This window comes from Rhodococcus sp. NPDC057297 (genome assembly GCF_042667435.1).
Lineage (GTDB): Bacteria > Actinomycetota > Actinomycetes > Mycobacteriales > Mycobacteriaceae > Rhodococcoides.
Map to the genome: position 1 here is coordinate 44195 of NZ_JBHUZE010000004.1, position 13801 is coordinate 57995.

The 13801-nt window shown below is 64.9% G+C and carries 12 protein-coding genes and 2 tRNA genes; 9 read left to right on the forward strand and 5 right to left on the reverse strand.

Going from position 1 to position 13801, the window contains the following annotated elements; genetic code table 11:
• Window positions 1-56: 56 nt before the first annotated feature.
• The 3 genes from ilvC to ACFULT_RS13630 all read left to right on the forward strand — a co-directional run bounded on the left by ilvC (window position 57) and on the right by ACFULT_RS13630 (window position 3882).
• Window positions 57-1058 carry a ketol-acid reductoisomerase gene (gene ilvC / locus ACFULT_RS13620; RefSeq protein ID WP_170945377.1) on the forward strand — a complete coding sequence of 334 codons (1002 nt, stop codon included), beginning with the start codon at window positions 57-59 and terminating at the stop codon, window positions 1056-1058.
• A gap of 176 nt (window positions 1059-1234) precedes the next feature.
• Entirely contained in the window at window positions 1235-2830 is a 1596-nt protein-coding gene (gene serA / locus ACFULT_RS13625) for a phosphoglycerate dehydrogenase (protein WP_378481701.1), read from the forward strand.
• A gap of 41 nt (window positions 2831-2871) precedes the next feature.
• A complete protein-coding gene (locus ACFULT_RS13630; RefSeq protein WP_037111365.1) occupies window positions 2872-3882 on the forward strand; it encodes a 3-isopropylmalate dehydrogenase in 1011 nt (336 codons plus the stop codon).
• Between the two features lie 121 nt (window positions 3883-4003).
• Here ACFULT_RS13630 and ACFULT_RS13635 read toward each other — a convergent pair whose 3' ends face one another.
• Window positions 4004-5203 (reverse strand): MFS transporter, encoded by a 1200-nt coding sequence (locus tag ACFULT_RS13635; protein ID WP_378481702.1) that lies wholly within the window; start codon window positions 5201-5203, stop codon window positions 4004-4006.
• A gap of 145 nt (window positions 5204-5348) precedes the next feature.
• Here ACFULT_RS13635 and ACFULT_RS13640 point away from each other — a divergent pair, with 145 nt between their 5' ends.
• Genes ACFULT_RS13640 through ACFULT_RS13650 form a run of 3 tightly spaced genes read left to right on the forward strand, consistent with a single transcriptional unit; the run spans window position 5349 to window position 8641 of the window.
• Window positions 5349-6122: a fumarylacetoacetate hydrolase family protein gene (locus ACFULT_RS13640; protein WP_037111367.1), complete on the forward strand. Its 774-nt coding sequence runs from the start codon at window positions 5349-5351 to the stop codon at window positions 6120-6122.
• A gap of 34 nt (window positions 6123-6156) precedes the next feature.
• Window positions 6157-7629 (forward strand): glutamate--tRNA ligase, encoded by a 1473-nt coding sequence (gltX, locus tag ACFULT_RS13645; RefSeq protein WP_378481899.1) that lies wholly within the window; start codon window positions 6157-6159, stop codon window positions 7627-7629.
• 31 nt (window positions 7630-7660) lie between these two features.
• Entirely contained in the window at window positions 7661-8641 is a 981-nt protein-coding gene (locus ACFULT_RS13650) for a YihY/virulence factor BrkB family protein (RefSeq protein WP_037111565.1), read from the forward strand.
• Here the strand turns inward: ACFULT_RS13650 and ACFULT_RS13655 are convergent.
• A complete protein-coding gene (locus ACFULT_RS13655) occupies window positions 8623-10155 on the reverse strand; it encodes a bifunctional 3'-5' exonuclease/DNA polymerase (RefSeq protein ID WP_378481703.1) in 1533 nt (510 codons plus the stop codon). The genes ACFULT_RS13650 and ACFULT_RS13655 overlap by 19 nt on opposite strands.
• A 206-nt stretch (window positions 10156-10361) precedes the next feature.
• Here ACFULT_RS13655 and ACFULT_RS13660 point away from each other — a divergent pair.
• Window positions 10362-10433: transfer RNA gene (locus ACFULT_RS13660), tRNA-Gln, on the forward strand.
• Between the two features lie 103 nt (window positions 10434-10536).
• Window positions 10537-10609: transfer RNA gene (locus ACFULT_RS13665), tRNA-Glu, on the forward strand.
• Between the two features lie 56 nt (window positions 10610-10665).
• Here the strand turns inward: ACFULT_RS13665 and ACFULT_RS13670 are convergent.
• The 3 genes from ACFULT_RS13670 to ACFULT_RS13680 are packed head-to-tail and all read right to left on the reverse strand — an operon-like array spanning window position 10666 to window position 12156.
• Window positions 10666-10833, reverse strand: a complete 168-nt coding sequence (locus ACFULT_RS13670; protein WP_170945355.1) for a DUF5302 domain-containing protein — start codon at window positions 10831-10833, stop codon at window positions 10666-10668.
• A 53-nt stretch (window positions 10834-10886) separates the two neighbouring features.
• The gene (locus ACFULT_RS13675) at window positions 10887-11396 is read right to left on the reverse strand and encodes a pyridoxamine 5'-phosphate oxidase family protein (RefSeq protein ID WP_378481704.1); all 510 of its coding nucleotides are present in this window, start codon (window positions 11394-11396) and stop codon (window positions 10887-10889) included.
• 58 nt (window positions 11397-11454) lie between these two features.
• Entirely contained in the window at window positions 11455-12156 is a 702-nt protein-coding gene (locus ACFULT_RS13680) for an IclR family transcriptional regulator (RefSeq protein ID WP_037111371.1), read from the reverse strand.
• Window positions 12157-12322: 166 nt separating this feature from the next.
• On the opposite strand from ACFULT_RS13680, the gene leuC reads away from it, so the two are divergent.
• Window positions 12323-13765, forward strand: coding sequence for a 3-isopropylmalate dehydratase large subunit (leuC, locus tag ACFULT_RS13685; protein WP_037111372.1), 1443 nt, complete (start codon window positions 12323-12325; stop codon window positions 13763-13765).
• Window positions 13766-13801: the final 36 nt, after the last annotated feature.

Here is a 13801-nt window from a genome sequence, read left to right on the forward strand (position 1 = left end):
CACATGTGATGAACATGCTCAAACAAGAGGAAAGGTATTAACCAGTGGCAGTCGAGATGTTCTACGACGACGATGCTGATCTGTCGATCATCCAGGGCCGCAAGGTCGCCGTCATCGGATACGGAAGCCAGGGCCACGCGCACTCGCTGAGCCTGCGCGACTCGGGCGTCGACGTCCGCATCGGTCTGAAAGAGGGATCGAAGTCCCGCGCCAAGGCAGAGGAGCAGGGCCTGAAGGTCGGTACTCCGGCCGAGGTCTCCGCATGGGCCGACGTGATCATGGTGCTCGCACCCGACACCGCCCAGGCTGCGATCTTCAAGGAAGAGATCGAGCCCAACCTGAAGGACGGCGACGCACTGTTCTTCGGCCACGGCCTGAACATCCACTTCGACCTGATCGAGGCTCCGGAGTTCGTCACGGTCGGCATGGTCGCTCCCAAGGGCCCCGGACATCTCGTCCGTCGTCAGTTCGTCGACGGCAAGGGCGTTCCCGCGCTCATCGCCATCGACCAGGACCCGAAGGGTGAGGGCCAGGCGCTCGCACTCTCGTGGGCCAAGGGCATCGGCGGCACCCGCGCAGGCGTCATCAAGACCACGTTCAAGGAAGAGACCGAGACCGACCTGTTCGGCGAGCAGGCCGTGCTGTGCGGCGGCACCGAGGAACTCGTCAAGACGGGCTTCGAGGTCATGGTCGAGGCCGGCTACGCGCCCGAGATGGCGTACTTCGAGGTTCTGCACGAGCTCAAGCTCATCGTCGACCTCATGTACGAAGGCGGCATCGCCCGCATGAACTACTCGGTGTCCGACACCGCCGAGTTCGGCGGCTACCTCTCCGGCCCTCGCGTCATCGACGCAGGCACCAAGGAGCGCATGAAGGCCATCCTCGCCGACATCCAGTCCGGTGAATTCACCCGTCGCCTCGTCGCCAACGTCGAGAACGGCAACACCGAGCTCGAGGGACTGCGCAAGGCCAACGCCGAACATCCCATCGAGGTCACCGGCAAGAAGCTGCGCGACCTGATGAGCTGGGTCGACCGTCCGATCACCGAGACGGCCTGATCTTTCGTCGTATCGATGTAACCCGAGTGAAGGGCATCCGTGAGGGTGCCCTTCACTCGTTCGACGAGGGTGAACCCCACTCGGTTCCCCTCGGCCTCTAAACTTGTCCCGCACCGCACAACGCACCATCCGATCGACCGCTACCGTCACCTCGACCTATCTAGGGAGTTCTTCACGTGAGCCAGCCAGGCCGTCCTGTCGTTCTGATCGCCGACAAACTTGCGCAGTCCACTGTCGAGGCACTCGGCGACGGCGTCGAGGTTCGCTGGGTCGACGGCCCGGACCGGCCGGCACTGCTCGCCGCGGTTCCCGAGGCCGACGCCATCCTCGTCCGCTCCGCGACCACGGTCGACGCCGAGGTGCTCGCAGCCGGAACCAACCTGAAGATCGTCGCACGTGCAGGCGTCGGCCTGGACAACGTGGACGTACCCGCAGCCACCGAGCGCGGAGTCCTCGTCGTCAACGCACCGACGTCCAACATCCACACCGCCGCCGAGCACGCCGTCACATTGCTGCTGTCCGCCGCCCGCCAGATCCCCGCGGCCGACGCCACCCTCCGTCAGCACGAGTGGAAGCGCGGCAAGTTCAACGGCGTCGAGATCTTCGGCAAGACCGTGGGTGTCGTCGGACTCGGCCGTATCGGTCAGCTCTTCGCGCAGCGTCTCGCTGCGTTCGAGACCCACGTCATCGCCTACGATCCCTACGTTTCCGCTGCCCGCGCCGCGCAGCTCGGGATCGAACTCGTCAGCCTCGACGAACTGCTGACTCGCGCCGACATGTTCTCCGTGCACCTCCCGAAGACCCCGGAGACCAAAGGCATCATCGGCAAGGAAGCCCTCGCCAAGACCAAGCCCGGTGTCATCGTCGTCAACGCAGCACGCGGCGGACTCGTCGACGAGCAGGCTTTGGCCGACGCCATCACCAGCGGCCACGTCTTCGCCGCAGGCATCGACGTCTACGCCTCCGAACCGTGCACGGACAGCCCGCTGTTCGAACTCCCGCAGGTCGTGGTGACCCCGCACCTCGGCGCCTCGACCACCGAAGCTCAGGACCGTGCAGGCACCGATGTCGCCAAATCCGTGCTGCTCGCTCTCGCAGGCGAATTCGTCCCCGACGCCGTCAACGTCAAGGGCGGCGCCGTCGGCGAAGAGGTCTCGCCGTGGCTCGAGATCGTCCGCAAGCAGGGCGTGTTGCTCGGTGCCCTGTCCGACGAACTTCCCGCATCGCTGTCCGTCGACGTACGTGGAGAGCTCGCAGCCGAGGATGTCGAGATCCTGAAGCTCTCGGCCCTGCGCGGTCTGTTCTCCGCCGTGATCGAGGACTCGGTCACGTTCGTCAACGCACCCTCGCTCGCCGAGGAGCGTGGGGTCACGGCCGAGGTCACCAAGGCTCCCGAGAGCGAAAACCACCGCAGCGTCGTCGACATCCGCGCCGTCTACGGTGACGGTTCCGTCCTCAATGTCGCGGGAACGCTCACCGGCACCACTCAGGTCGAGAAGATCGTCAACATCAACGGACGCAACTTCGATCTCCGCGCCGAGGGCAAGAACCTCATCGTCAACTACGCGGACCAGCCCGGAAGCCTGGGCCGCATCGGCACGTTGCTCGGCGACGCGGGAATCGACATTCAGGCAGCTGCACTGAGCCAGGACTCCGAGGGTGACGGCGCAACGATCCTGCTCCGCGTGGACAAGGACGTGCCGTCCGAGCTCCGCTCGAACATCGCATCGGCAGTAGGCGCGTCGACCATCGAACTCGTGGATCTTTCCTGATCGTTTCTCATCCCTGATAGCTCGACAAGAACGAGGAGTACATGAAGCTCGCCGTCATCGCCGGAGATGGAATCGGCCCCGAGGTCGTCGACCAAGCACTGCAGGTGCTCGACGTCGTTGTCCCCGGAGTCGAGAAGACCGAGTACGACCTCGGTGCACGCCGCTACAACGCGACCGGCGAGCTTCTTCCGGACTCCGTGCTGGAGGAGATCCGCGGTCACGACGCAATTCTGTTGGGGGCCATCGGAGATCCATCGGTCCCCAGCGGCGTGCTCGAGCGCGGACTGTTGCTGCGTGCGCGGTTCGAACTCGACCACCACATCAACCTGCGTCCGGCGAAGCTGTACCCCGGCGTGACGGGTCCGCTCGCGGGCAACAAGGACATCGATGTAGTCGTCGTGCGTGAAGGCACGGAGGGTCCCTACACCGGCAACGGTGGGGCACTCCGAGTGAACACTCCGCACGAGGTCGCCACCGAGGTCAGCGTCAACACCCGTTACGGCGTCGAGCGCGTGGTCCGAGACGGATTCGCGCGGGCGGTGGCACGGAAGAAGCACCTCACGTTGCTGCACAAAACCAACGTGTTGACGTTCGCCGGCAGCCTCTGGGCACGCACGGTCGAGGAAGTATCCAAGGACTTCCCGGACGTCGAGGTCGCCTACCAACACATCGACGCTGCGATGATCCACCTGGTCACCGATCCGGGTCGATTCGACGTCATCGTCACCGACAATTTGTTCGGTGACATCGTCACGGATCTCTCCGCTGCCGTCAGCGGCGGCATCGGCCTGGCCGCCAGCGGCAACATCGACGCGACGCGTACCAACCCGTCGATGTTCGAGCCGGTCCATGGCAGCGCTCCCGACATCGCGGGGCAGGGCAAAGCCGATCCGACAGCTGCGATTCTGTCGGTGTCTCTGTTGCTTGCACACCTCGGTGACACGGCGAACTCCGAGCGCGTCGAAGCCGCCGTCGCCGCCGACCTCGCCTCCCGAGGTCCGGCCGCTGCAAGCACCGCCGACATCGGAGCCAGAATCGCCGCGGCGCTGTAGCAGCTATCACCCCCTGTCTTCGGAGCGAAAGTGCCGTTCGGTCAGTCAGACTGACCGAACGGCGCTTTCGCTCCGAAAATGGGGGGCACGGCACGTTCGGTTCGGCGGGGTTCAGCTGAGACTACGGCTGCGGCGATTGCTGGTCGTCGGGGATGACCGGCACGGCGAGGGCGGGGAACACCGAGGACACGGCGAACGCCAGAGGAAAGCTGATGGCCGCGAGTGCACCGAATGCAGGCGGAACCATGGACGCGGCGATGAACTGTCCGGTGTTCTGAGCGCCGAGAGCGCGTCCGCTCCAGTACGGGCCGGAGACTTCGGCTACCGCGGTGAACGCCAGGCCGTTCGGCGCGACGGTGACGACCGATGCGATCACCATCACGGCGATGGACACCGGTGAATCGAGCCAGTCGGTGACCGCCAGGACCACCATGGTCACCGTCGTGGACACGGCGACCCACCGTAGCGGTCGCATCCGGCTACCCAGCGTGTCCGACAGTGCGCCGACGCCTATGCGCCCGAAGGCTCCGAGAATCTGTGTCAGCGTGACGAGGACACCTGCGGAGGCAGCCGACCATCCGCGGTCCGACATCAACCACACCAGCGCGTACGTCCAGACGACGTATTGAGGGACGACGAGCAGGACCGACGTCGAGTGGATGCGCCACAGTTGGCTGCTGGCGCGATAGGGGTTCGCCAGCAGCCCAGCTCGCTCTGCGGCCTCGCGGTCGGGGCGCGGTGGGTCGATGATCGCCAGGCAGGCGACCGCGGTGGTGACGCACACGATCGCGGGCACGAGAAGGGCAGCGCCGACGCCGTGATCGCGTGCGATGGGTGGGATGAGCAGTGCGCCGATGGCGACGCCGAGCGGTACGGACATCTGTCGGATCCCCATGGCGAGTCCGCGTCGTTCCGGCGGGAACCATCCGACGACGACACGTCCGGATGCGCTGTTGGCGCTTGCGGCTGCCATTCCGCCCAGAAGCAGGCACAGGCCGAGTACGACGAACGACGTCGTGAACACGGCAGCGAAGCTCGCCGCGGATGTGAGTGCCAGCCCGATGGCGAGCACCAGCTTCTCACCGATCCTGTCCACGAGGACACCCCAGGCGATGAGAGTCAGCATGATTCCGACCGTCGGCATGGCCACCACGAGTCCGGCTGCGGCGAGGCTCAACCCGCGATCTTCGTGGAGCGACGGGATGAGAAATGCTGCGCCGTTGATGAATACGGCACCCGAAGTCTGGGCGAGCATTCCGAGGGCGAGCATGACCCACTTGCGGGCACCGGCGGTGTGGGTGGTGTCTTCGGTGGTCGTCATGGGGTAGCCGTCTCACTGTCAGTGATCCCATAATGTGGAATCCGAGTCTTGCATGGTGAACTCGACTGTCGATGTTACACCCGCCGTACGGTCAGGATCGGACGGGCGTGCCGACAGCTCTGATGGCGGTCGATAGACTTCCGACATGCGTCTCGGTCGAATTGCAAGTCCTGATGGTGTGGCATTCGTGAGTATCGAAGGGGAAGGTGACCAGCAGACAGCGAAGGAAATCGCCGAACATCCCTTCGGCACACCGACCTTCACCGGTCGTTCGTGGCCCCTCGCCGACGTTCGCCTCCTGGCCCCGATTCTCGCGAGCAAGGTCATCGCGATCGGCAAGAACTACGCTGCGCACGCGGCGGAGATGGGAGGCCGAGCGCCGGAGTCCCCGGTCATCTTCATCAAGCCCAACACCTCCATAGTCGGCCCCGGTGCGCCGATCGTGCTGCCTCCGACATCCGACGAGGTGCACTACGAGGGTGAGCTCGCCGTGGTCATCGGTCGTCCGTGCAAGGACGTGCCCGCGGCGAAGGCACTCGATGTGGTGCTCGGCTACACCGTCGCGAACGACGTCTCGGCCCGCGATCATCAGCGCCAGGACGGTCAGTGGACGAGGGCCAAGGGCCACGACACGTTCTGCCCGCTCGGTCCGTGGATCGAGACGTCGCTCGACGCGTCGGACGTGGAGATCAAGACGGAGGTCGACGGCGAGGTGAAGCAACGCAGCCGGACGTCGCTGCTGCTGCACGACATTCCGAAGATCATCGAGTGGGTCTCGGCAGTCATGACGCTGCTGCCGGGTGATGTGATCCTCACCGGTACGCCGGAGGGCGTCGGGCCGATCACCGCCGGTCAGTCCGTGTCGATCACGGTCGAGGGCATCGGAACTCTGACCAACCCCGTTGCAGCGAAGAACTAGAGAACCACACCACCGATCGAACGTGAGTGAGAACATGACCTCCCCCGAAGTACGCGTCCGATTCTGCCCGTCGCCGACGGGCACGCCCCATGTCGGCCTGATCCGCACCGCGTTGTTCAACTGGGCGTACGCACGTCATCACGGTGGGAAGTTCGTCTTCCGGATCGAGGACACCGACGCGGCCCGCGATTCCGAGGAGTCGTACGCGGCGATCCTCGACGCACTGCGCTGGCTCGGTCTGAGCTGGGACGAGGGCCCCGAGGTGGGCGGTCCGTACGAGCCGTACCGTCAGTCGCAGCGCAGGGATCTGCATCTCGGCGTCGTGCGACAGCTGCTCGACGCCGGCGAGGCGTACGAGAGCTTCTCCACGCCCGAGGAAGTCGAGGCGCGGCACAAGGCGGCGGGCCGGGATCCGAAGCTGGGGTACGACAACTTCGACCGGGACCTCACCGCGGAGCAGAAGCAGGCTTTTCTCGACGAGGGGCGTAAACCTGTTGTGCGGCTTCGGATGCCGAGTCACGACCTGTCCTGGGTGGACCTCGTGCGCGGGGAAACCACCTTCAAGGCCGGTACCGTGCCGGACTTCGCGCTCACGCGCGGAAACGGAATCCCGTTGTACACGTTGGTCAATCCTGTCGACGACGCGTTGATGAAGATCACTCACGTCTTGCGCGGCGAGGATCTCCTGTCGTCGACGCCGCGGCAATTGGCGTTGTACGAAGCATTGGTCCGTATCGGGGTAGCGGAGAAGGCCCCCGAATTCGGTCACCTACCGTTCGTGATGGGTCAGGGCAACAAGAAGCTGTCCAAGCGCGATCCCGAATCGAACCTGTTCATTCATCGCGACCGAGGGTTCGTGCCCGAGGGCCTGCTCAACTATCTCGCACTGCTCGGCTGGGGCATTTCCGACGACCACGACGTGTTCTCGCTCGACGAGATGGTGGCCGCGTTCGACATCTCCAAGGTCAACTCCAACCCCGCCCGATTCGATCAGAAGAAGGCAGACGCGATCAACGCCGAGCACATTCGGCTGTTGGAGCCGACCGATTTCGCGGCGCGGCTCCGCGCGTTCCTGACCGCGCAGGGGCACCTGCCCGCCGAGATCGACGAGGCGCAGTTCGCCGTCGCGGCGGACCTGGTGCAAACACGCATCGTCGTGCTGTCGGATGCGTGGGGATTGCTGAAGTTTCTGTACGTGGACGACGCCGACTTCGAGATCGACCCCGCGGCGGCCGCGAAGAACCTCGGTGCCGATGCCGGCCCGGTGCTCGACGCAACGATCGCAGCGTTGACCGCCCTGCCGGACTGGCGGACGGCCGACCTCGAGGAGTCGCTGAAGTCGGCCCTCATCGACGGTCTGGAGCTCAAGCCGCGCAAGGCGTTCGCTCCGGTGCGCGTCGCGCTGACCGGTTCGCACATCAGCCCTCCGCTGTACGAGTCGATGGAACTGCTCGGACGCGAGAAGACACTGGCCCGGCTCGCCGCCGCGCGCGCCACGGTCGGCTGACCGTCATGACCCGGTGAGCATCACCACGCGGATGGACCGGATGCAGCGCAGACATCCGGTCCTGGGGTTTCCGCTTGCCGTGATCTACAAGTTCGTCGACGATCAGGGCGGCTACCTCGCTGCGTTGATCGCGTATTACGCCTTCGTGTCGTTGTTTCCGCTGCTGCTGCTCGCGTCGACGATTCTGGGAATCGTGCTGGCGGGCAATCCGGAGCTGCAGCAGCAGATCCTCGACTCCGCCCTCAGTCAGATCCCGATCATCGGACAGGACGTCGGTGAGCCCGAGCGGATCGGTGGGGGAACGCTCGGCTTGGTGGTGGGTGTGCTCGGTTCGCTCTACGGCGGACTGGGGGTGGCCGTCGCGGTTCAGAACGCGATGAACACAGCCTGGGCCGTGCCGAAGAATCTCCGTCCCGATCCGATTTTCGCCCGAGTGCGTGGCCTGGCGCTGCTGAGCACGGTCGGTGTTGCCGTACTGGCGATCACGGCCGTCAACGTCGCGAGTTCGGCGGGATACTTCGGCCGAATCAGCGGTGTCGTCGTGCTCGTGGCCGTGCTGATGCTCAATGTTGTGGTCTTCGTCGTCGCATTCCGTCTGGCCACGGCGCGATCGCTGTCACTGACCGACGTGCTGCCCGGTGCGATAGTCGCCGGGGTGATATGGCAGCTGCTGCAGACGTTCGGAGGCGTCTACATCAAGTACGTCGTGTCGCGGGCGTCGGTCACCAACGGTGTGTTCGCTGTTGTCCTCGGCGTGCTTGCGTTCATGTACATCGCTGCGGTCCTCGTCGTCATCGCCGTGGAGATCAACGTGGTCAGAGTCGACAGGCTCTACCCGCGTGCGCTTCTCACCCCGTTCACCGACGACGTGCAGTTGACCGAAGGCGACAGGTTGACCTACACCGGACAGGCCGAGGCGCAACGGAGCAAGGGCTTCGAGGAGATCGAAGTGACGTTCGACGGCCCACGCGGTGACGACGAAAGCCGTACCGGTCAGCCTGGCTCCGCGTAGCATTCTCGGACGGCGAGATCCAGGGGAAATCGAACTGGCGTGTCCCCGAACAGAAGTCTCGTTGCCGTGTTCGAGGCCGCCACGACGTGGTCTGTCGCGCGCTCGGGATCCCGGGTGTGCACGACCACCTCGTCGTGTTGGAAGAACACCAGTTCGCCCGACCCTGGGTCTTCCGCCAGCCGGCGGCGCAGATCGGCCAGCAGACACAGGGCCCATTCCGACGCGGTGGCCTGTACGACGAAATTGCGGGTGAATCGTCCTCGCGCATGCGCGTCACCGTGGGTGTACCACTCCTGAGTCGGGGGAGGGCACGCGCGTCCGAGGTGCGAATGCACTACCTCTCCGCGCTCGCCCGCCCGGGCGGCGCGTTCCACGTATTCCACAGCGACGGGGAACCGCCTGCGCAGCATGGCAAGCAGCGAGCGGGCTTCGCCTGCTGTCGCCCCGTACAGGACTCCGAGAACGGCTACCTTGGCCTTGGCGCGGTCCCCGGCGAAAGCCGCGGCGGCGACCGGCGCGTAGAGATCGTCCGCTCCCGCTGCGTCCATCATGTTCGGGTCTCCGGACAGCGCCGCGAGAATCCGGGGCTCCAATTGTCCGGCGTCGGCGATGACGAGTACGTGTTCAGGGTCGGCGACGACGCTACCGCGAAGTGACTTGGGAATTTGGAGCGCGCCGCCACCCCGGCTGGCCCAGCGTCCGGACACGACACCGCCCGGTACGTAGACCGGACGAAACCGGTTGTCGCGCACCCAGGTGTCCGCCCACGACCATCCGTTGGTGCTGAACAGCTTGGCCAGGTCTCGATGCCGGAGCAGGAGAGCCACCGCGGGATGGTCGACGGCCCGGAGCACATGGGCGCGCGTCGAGGTCACCTCGACACCTGCTCGCGCGAACGCCGAGAGGACCTCGGGCGGTGAGTTCGGGTTCACGCGTCGGCCGAAGGCGTCGCTGATCTTGTCCTCCAGCGCGAGCATCTCGGCCGGCCTGTCGCCGTCGGCCGGGCGCGGACCGAGCGTTTCTCGGAGGTAGGCCTCGTGCATCGAGCTCGAGAACGGCAGTCCGGTGTAGGACATTTCGGCCGCGGCGAGTGCGCCCGCGGATTCGGCTGCTGTCAGCAGGCGTAGCCGACGCGAGTCTCCGATCCGAGATTCGTGGTCTCGATACCACTCGACGACGGAATCGACGGTGGGATAACGGTATGCGTCGAACAGGGTCGACTCGTCGTCCGTCACTGCGGCCTGAGGAACGTACAGCTCGCCCTGCCGCATTCGAAGCAATGCCTCGGTGAGCGACAGATCGTGACACCGGTCGACGCGTACCCCTGCCCGCAGCAGCGTCGGATAGGTGCGGGCCGTGCTTTCCCAGACCCAGCGCGGATGTCCGTCGGATTCGAGCCGAGCGATGGTGTCGGCTGCGTCGACGAGTTCGGTGGGTGGTCCCGCGGGTGTCCCGTCGTCGGCGAGCTCGACGAGCACCGTCGAGTTACTCGTCGGGGCCACGAGGACCCTCACCGGCTGCGGTTCGTTGTTCTCATCGAGGGAAAGTCTGCGCCAGCCGCTCGTCGATGGCTCGATCGGGGTTGTCCGACGGCGTCGTACCGTGCTTGCGGGCTGTTTGACCAGGCGATTTGGAGAAACACTGGTGTCCTTTGATAGTCTCTATCCCGGCTCGAAACGCGGTGCACACAGCAGCTGGTGTGGATCACGGTGAAGGTCATTGGGGTATGGTGTAATTGGCAACACAGCGGTTTCTGGTACCGCCATTCTAGGTTCGAGTCCTGGTACCCCAGCAAGCGTTCGGAAGCGATTTGGTCGCCGAGCGCGTTCCGGTTAAGCTTGTCGAGCTTCTTCGGAAGAGCAAGAATTTTTACCGGAAGTACACTGCAAGTTCCTGGCCCCGTCGTCTAGCGGCCTAGGACGCCGCCCTCTCAAGGCGGTAGCGCGGGTTCGAATCCCGTCGGGGCTACGTAGAAAATGGGCTCCCATCGTTCGCGATGGGAGCCCATTTTTTCTTTCGGTCGGTTACACGCTCTTACGACGGAACATCTTCTGGTGGTCGGCGGGTCCGTGGGCGTTGTTCACCTTGGACGTGCCGTCCTTGTGATCGACGGACTGCGTCGCACGGTGGTTCTTCTTGTCGAGCGCCTCGCGAAATTTCTTCTTCAGATCTTCGTTGGTCGGTTCGGTCATGATCGCTCCTCACGCAGGGATGCAGGCAACGTACCGCACCCGACGTTCGTGTTTCACTCGATTTTCGGCAGGAACTCCGCCGTCGTTCCCCCCGGAGGCATCGCCGGGAGGCCGAGTTTGCGGTGATCCCACGACCTGACCCTGTCGGACACGATCCGGACTGCGATGCGCTTGTTCATCATCTGGTCGACAAAGGGGCGTACTTCTTCGCTGTACGGTCCGGTGTATCGCTCCCAGACGCTGATTCCGACCTTGGTGATCGCGTCGGCGTCGTCGACGATCTCGGCCCGCCCCTCGATGGAGACTCCGCGCAACGCGTCGTACGTCAACCCGTCCTCGACGAGCACGGTGACCCGCGCATCTCGCCGAAGATTGACGGCTTTCTGCGATTTCGCTTTGGTCTCGAACCATACTTCGCCGTCGACGAGGGCGTACCACATCGCGACGAGGTGGGGCGTTCCGTCGCGGCCGATGGTCGCGAGGTTCGCGATTCGGCTTCTGTCCAGAAATGTCGCGATCTCGTCGTCGGTCATCGTTATCTGTGCGCGCTGGTTGATTCCCACGTTGTCTTCTCTATCAGAGGTAGTGCCGCGCCCGCGGTGCTTCCGGGCACGCGCGCGCTCAGAGCCTTTTGTGCAAGGCTTCGGCCGCGGCCAGGAGGTCGGCGGCCCATCGCACACCGGGACGGCGTCCGATCCTGTCGATCGGTCCCGAGACCGAGACTGCTGCAACGACATTGCCAGTAGCATCCCGCACGGGTGCCGCCACGCTGGCTACGCCGGGCTCGCGTTCCCCGGCGCTCTGCGCCCACCCGCGTCGCCGAACTTCGGCGAGGACTCGTTCGCCGAACTCGGCGTCGGGAAGGATTGCTCGTTGGGTGTTCGTATCGGCCCACGCCAGTAGAACTTTGGCGCCCGAGCCGGCTGTCATCGGAAGACGTGCACCGACGAGGACGGTGTCGCGAAGCCCGGTCGGAGGTTCCATCGACGCCACGCACACGCGAACCGTGCCATCGCGGCGAAAGACCTGGACGCTTTCTCCGGTGATCTCGCGGAGCCGGGGGAGGACCGACGCCGCGGCCTCGACCAGAGTGTCCGATGCGGTCGATGCGAGTTCGGCGAGGCCGGGGCCGGGGCGCCACAGGCCGTTGGAATCGCGCGCCAACAAGCGGTGAATCTCGAGCCCGACAGCCAGACGGTGCGCTGTCGCTCGCGGAAGGCCGGTGCGGCTGCACAGATCGTTCAACGTGCACGGCTCCTCCGCGACTGCGTACAGGACACCCATTGCTTTGTCGAGAACGCCGATGCCGCTATGCTGTCCCATAGGTCGATACTAGCGTCTCGCATTATGAGATTGCGATTCTGGGTCGCCTCACGGATCGGTCCGTCGGGGATTCGGGTCGCCGCGCTACGTCTCGGCACCGTACACGCGACGTGGACCAGCCCGTAGTCCACCGGCGCGACGCACACGAGGAATGGTTGGTGTTCTTATGGCCGGCACAGCACGCACCCTGGCGGAAAAGGTGTGGGATCAGCACGTAGTGGTTCGGGGCGGAGGCGAGGGCGCCTCGCGCGAGCCCGACCTGATCTTCATCGATCTCCACCTGGTCCACGAAGTCACCAGCCCTCAGGCATTCGACGGTCTACGGTTGGCGAATCGTCCACTGCGTCGGCCCGATCTGACGATCGCGACCGAGGATCACAATGTTCCCACCGCCGACATCTTTGCTCCGATCGCGGACGTCGTGTCGCGCACTCAGGTGGACACACTGCGGCGGAACTGCGAGGAATTCGGAGTTCGCCTGTACCCCATGGGTGACCTGGATCAGGGCATCGTCCACATCATCGGCCCGCAGTTGGGACTGACACAGCCGGGAATGACAGTGGTGTGCGGTGACAGTCACACCTCCACGCACGGTGCATTCGGATCCATCGCGATGGGAATCGGCACGAGTGAGGTCGAACACGTGATGGCGACGCAGACGCTGTCCCTTCGTCCGTTCAAGACGATGGCGATCACCGTCGACGGCGATCTGGCGCCTGGAGTGACGAGCAAGGATCTGATTCTCGCGGTCATCGCCAAGATCGGAACCGGTGGCGGCCAGGGGTACGTGCTCGAGTACCGCGGCGAGGCCATCAGGAAGTTGTCGATGGAAGCTCGAATGACCATCTGCAACATGTCGATCGAGGCCGGTGCGCGCGCCGGAATGATCGCCCCCGACGAGATCACCTACGAGTACATCAAGGGACGTCCCCATGCGCCGCAGGGCGAGGACTGGGATGCTGCGGTTGCAGCGTGGGAAGAATTGAAGACCGACCCCGACGCCGTGTTCGACAACGAAGTGCACATCGATGCGTCGACGCTCACGCCGTTCGTCACGTGGGGTACCAATCCCGGTCAGGGTGCGCCTCTGGGCGAGCGGGTGCCCGATCCCGCCGACATCGTCGACGAGAGCGAGAAGGTCGCTGCCGAGAAAGCCTTGCAGTACATGGGACTCGAGGCAGGCACACCGTTGCGTGAGGTGGCGGTGGACACGGTGTTCGTCGGTTCGTGCACCAACGGGCGGATCGAGGACCTGCGAGCCGTGGCCGAGGTCCTGGAAGGTCGGAAGGTCGCCGACAGCGTTCGGATGCTGATCGTTCCCGGGTCGATGCGCGTTCGTGCGCAGGCCGAGAAAGAGGGGCTGGGCGAGATTTTCACGGCTGCGGGAGCCGAGTGGCGTCAGGCCGGGTGCTCGATGTGTCTGGGAATGAACCCGGATCAGCTTGCCGTGGGGGAGCGGTCGGCATCGACCTCGAACCGAAACTTCGAAGGCCGTCAGGGTAAGGGAAGCCGGACCCACCTCGTCTCGCCTTTGGTGGCGGCTGCCACCGCGGTGCGCGGAACTCTCTCGTCGCCCGCCGATCTCGTGGACGCACCCAGCAGCCATTAGTTCCGGAGCCTGAACCGGCGTCGCCCGATCAAGTCT

What these genes read in the sequence shown, in the direction of transcription:
- ilvC (WP_170945377.1), top strand. Translation starts at nt 57, where the DNA reads ATGTTCTACGACGACGATGCTGATCTGTCGATCATCCAGGGCCGCAAG.
- ACFULT_RS13630 (WP_037111365.1), top strand. Translation starts at nt 2,872, where the DNA reads ATGAAGCTCGCCGTCATCGCCGGAGATGGAATCGGCCCCGAGGTCGTC.
- ACFULT_RS13635 (WP_378481702.1), bottom strand. Translation starts at nt 5,203, where the DNA reads ATGACGACCACCGAAGACACCACCCACACCGCCGGTGCCCGCAAGTGG.
- ACFULT_RS13640 (WP_037111367.1), top strand. Translation starts at nt 5,349, where the DNA reads ATGCGTCTCGGTCGAATTGCAAGTCCTGATGGTGTGGCATTCGTGAGT.
- gltX (WP_378481899.1), top strand. Translation starts at nt 6,157, where the DNA reads ATGACCTCCCCCGAAGTACGCGTCCGATTCTGCCCGTCGCCGACGGGC.
- ACFULT_RS13650 (WP_037111565.1), top strand. Translation starts at nt 7,661, where the DNA reads ATGGACCGGATGCAGCGCAGACATCCGGTCCTGGGGTTTCCGCTTGCC.
- ACFULT_RS13670 (WP_170945355.1), bottom strand. Translation starts at nt 10,833, where the DNA reads ATGACCGAACCGACCAACGAAGATCTGAAGAAGAAATTTCGCGAGGCG.
- ACFULT_RS13680 (WP_037111371.1), bottom strand. Translation starts at nt 12,156, where the DNA reads ATGGGACAGCATAGCGGCATCGGCGTTCTCGACAAAGCAATGGGTGTC.
- leuC (WP_037111372.1), top strand. Translation starts at nt 12,323, where the DNA reads ATGGCCGGCACAGCACGCACCCTGGCGGAAAAGGTGTGGGATCAGCAC.